5 protein-coding genes are annotated in these 3,064 nt (G+C 36.9%); 4 read left to right on the top strand and 1 reads right to left on the bottom strand.

Annotation, left to right across the window (positions count from 1 at the left end):
• Positions 1-518: 518 nt before the first annotated feature.
• A complete protein-coding gene (locus tag IBX40_12380; GenBank protein ID MBE0525106.1) occupies positions 519-896 on the bottom strand; it encodes a hypothetical protein in 378 nt (125 codons plus the stop codon).
• Positions 897-1,195: 299 nt separating this feature from the next.
• On the opposite strand from IBX40_12380, the gene IBX40_12375 reads away from it, so the two are divergent.
• The 4 genes from IBX40_12375 to IBX40_12360 form a co-directional block, all read left to right on the top strand.
• Positions 1,196-1,678, top strand: a complete 483-nt coding sequence (locus tag IBX40_12375; protein ID MBE0525105.1) for a hypothetical protein — start codon at positions 1,196-1,198, stop codon at positions 1,676-1,678.
• A 94-nt stretch (positions 1,679-1,772) separates the two neighbouring features.
• The gene (locus tag IBX40_12370; protein ID MBE0525104.1) at positions 1,773-2,192 is read left to right on the top strand and encodes an ATP-binding cassette domain-containing protein; all 420 of its coding nucleotides are present in this window, start codon (positions 1,773-1,775) and stop codon (positions 2,190-2,192) included.
• Between the two features lie 129 nt (positions 2,193-2,321).
• Complete coding sequence (locus IBX40_12365) at positions 2,322-2,849, top strand: hypothetical protein (GenBank protein MBE0525103.1); 528 nt, start codon at positions 2,322-2,324, stop codon at positions 2,847-2,849.
• Between the two features lie 42 nt (positions 2,850-2,891).
• Positions 2,892-3,064: transposase (locus IBX40_12360; protein MBE0525102.1), on the top strand; the 173-nt coding region annotated here is incomplete at its 3' end.

The raw sequence follows: 3,064 nt of genomic DNA, 5'->3' as shown, positions 1-3,064 counted from the left end.
GTTGGGCGTGAGGGGGACTAAATGTGAAGGTAAAAAGCTTATGCCTGTTACGGATGTGCAAAAAAGCATCATGGGAATGTTCAATTGTAGGTATCTGGGGGAGAGTGAATACTTAAAGTCAATTGGGATTAAATAGTTGTAGTACAGACTCGAAAATCAAGGGGGTTGACAGATAGCGTTTTGATTTCAATCTGACGAAGATGGGTCAAAAGGCAGTTAATATTGATGAGGAAAGTAATCTTTACTTTGAAATTGATTTGATTTTATACGATATTGCAAATGGTATAGCACACTTCGTATTTGATACAAAATAATAAGGTTCCTGAAAAACCGTCGACTGAAAACCTTGCCCAAGTTGTTCAACTGATCCGAACTGATGAAAATGTCATTTGGTGACTATGTGACAGGATTGGGTTTATACTTGAATGAAAGGGGGTATTATTTTTCAACCCCTTATACATTACAAGGATCGAAATCCTGTGCCTGGCAGATATAACAAAGAAAGCTATGGTATCTTTTCAGTTTTCATTTAATAATTTATGAAACATAATGACTTTTCGAGCAGTTTCTAAATTATCTGTATTTATTTTGATTTTGAACCACCATCGATGGCCACCTTCTTCAACGGCCCCAACTGAAATGATCCAAAATTCTCCTTTTATTGAGGCTAACCCATAATTATCTCCAAACCATTCAACGACCTGTTGAAGTGTTTTTTCGGTTTCCTCTAAAGATAAATCGTGATATGTTCGTTCATATAAGCATTTATCTAGCAACTTAATTATTTCATTTTTCCAAATTTCATCATAAAAAGCATCAAGCAGGTTCAGATCTGAGAGATATCTTATTCCTTCTTCTATAATTTTTATTTTTTCGCTTGTTTGTTTGGTATTCAAGTTTTTCCTCCCCAATATATACTCGATATATAAATTAATAAGCTTTTCGCCTTAATTCATTACCTTGAAACAAAAATTGAAAAAATGCAATTCTGACTCCATTGTCAGAATAAATCAGATGCATATCTTCTCAAATCCCGAGTTTCTTTCGTTTCTCCTCGATATGTGCGAGTATTCCATCCACTGCTTTTACCGCATCAGTTTCCACATCCAGTATCCCACCTGTCACCTCTTTGCAATCGGATATTAGAAAAACTTTTTAACTTAATAGAAACTATATATTATTCTAGGGGAGTTTAGTGAGGTTATATAATAAATTATTAATTTATTCAATACTTTGCGGAATAATAATCTGGCTATCAATAGGCACGGGAGTTGCACAGACCCCACCTGAAGAAAAAATTATCACTCTTGATGAGAATGGTCAGACAATTAGCCTTCAATTCGGAGAACGATTCCTGCTAAATCTGGGTGAGGACTATGACTGGAATGTCACAGTAGAAGATCAAACCATAATAAGTCGTGTCCTAAACGTGCTGGTTGTAAGGGGTGCTCAGGGGTTATTCGAAGCTCATAATCCAGGTAGTACCACCTTGATGGCTGTAGGTGATCCCCTCTGCAGAAATGAACTACCTCCCTGTGGTGCACCGTCTCAGGAATTTCGAGTCACTGTGGTGGTATCAACTCCTTCAACAGAAACACCAAAAAGCCCGGCTTTTGAAGTTCTATTAACAATTTCAATAATACTGGTTATGATCGCAGTTAGAAGAAGGAGAAATTAACGGCATAGTTAGGGGGTTTTGTAATATCGAACCGCTCATTGAGGTCAGGAACCTGGTCAAGGTGTTTTCGGCACGGAAAAGGAAAATAGTAGCAGTGGACAATATCAGTTTTGAAATACTGCAAGGGGAGATTTTCGGTATGATAGGACCTAATGGAGCAGGCAAATCAACCACTTTCGCAATGCTGACCACATTGATAAAACCCACCGAAGGAACCATCAGGGTCGCATCCTACGATGTGCAAAAGGACCCTAATAAGATCAGGCAGTTCATAGGCATCGTTCCCCAGCAACACAGTCTTTACCCTGATCTGACTGCACGAGAAAACCTTGAGCTTATGGGCAACCTGTATAACGTCCCCAAAGAACTCATGGACCAGCTGATCAAGTTCTACCTGGAACTGGTTAATCTTGAACATCACGCAATCTTCCTTGTTTCTTCCCGGATTAAGAAATATTCAGGTACCGCGTCAATTGATTGCAGTCCTTCATATCCTGTTTTTTTGGATATCTGAGTGATGTTCATTCCTCGTGTATGTAAATCTCTTACCATTAGCCATTCCTCCATTTCTAACATTGATAACAATATTTGGTGCTTTCACCAAAAATTGTAAAGTGGGGATTTTTAGACCGCCATTGACAGCATGAAACCAAAGGATGTTGGATATCCACATGAACTCTGGACACATAAATTGTTAGCTGAACATATTCAAAAAAAATGTATAGCAATGGGATTTCCTGAAGTTTCAAAGATTTCTTCTGTAACAATATCTAAAATTCTTGGGGAAAGTAACATAAAACCTCATAAAATTTCGTCTTATATTCGTCAAGTAGATCCGGATTTTGATTCGAAAAACGTTACTGTATTGCATACTTACAAAAAAGTGGAATTATTGAAAAAAATAAACTCTGAAGGGGGTGATGTCGACATGGCAATCGTTTCGTATGATGAAAAACCAGGAATACAGTCGATTGGTAATAAACATCCAGATTTAATGCCAGTAGAAGGAAAACATCCAACAATATCGCGTGATTATGAATATGTTCGATATGGAACCCTTTCATTACTGGCTGGAATTGATCTATTGACCGGAGTAATTCATTACAAGATACGAGATAAACATCGGAGTATTGAATTCATCGAATTTCTAAAAGAAATGGATTCATATTAACCCAAAAAAATAAAAATTGTTGTAATTCTTGATAACCTTAAAGTGCATACGTCAAAAGAAACTCAAAAACATCTCGAAACTGTCCCGCAAAGATTTGAATTTGTTTTTACTCCAAAACATGCTTCCTGGCTGAATATTATTGAGAGTTTATTTAGTAAAATGACCAGAAGCATGTTAAGAGGAATTAGAGTTTCAGGTAAAAATGAGTTGATTGA

It is taken from the genome of Methanosarcinales archaeon, assembly GCA_014859725.1.
In the GTDB taxonomy this organism is placed as follows: domain Archaea; phylum Halobacteriota; class Methanosarcinia; order Methanosarcinales; family Methanocomedenaceae; genus Kmv04.
This window is presented reverse-complemented; position numbering and strand designations above follow the sequence as displayed.

Coding starts and splice junctions, on each gene's coding strand:
- IBX40_12365 (MBE0525103.1), top strand. CDS start 2,322: ATGAAACCAAAGGATGTTGGATATCCACATGAACTCTGGACACATAAA.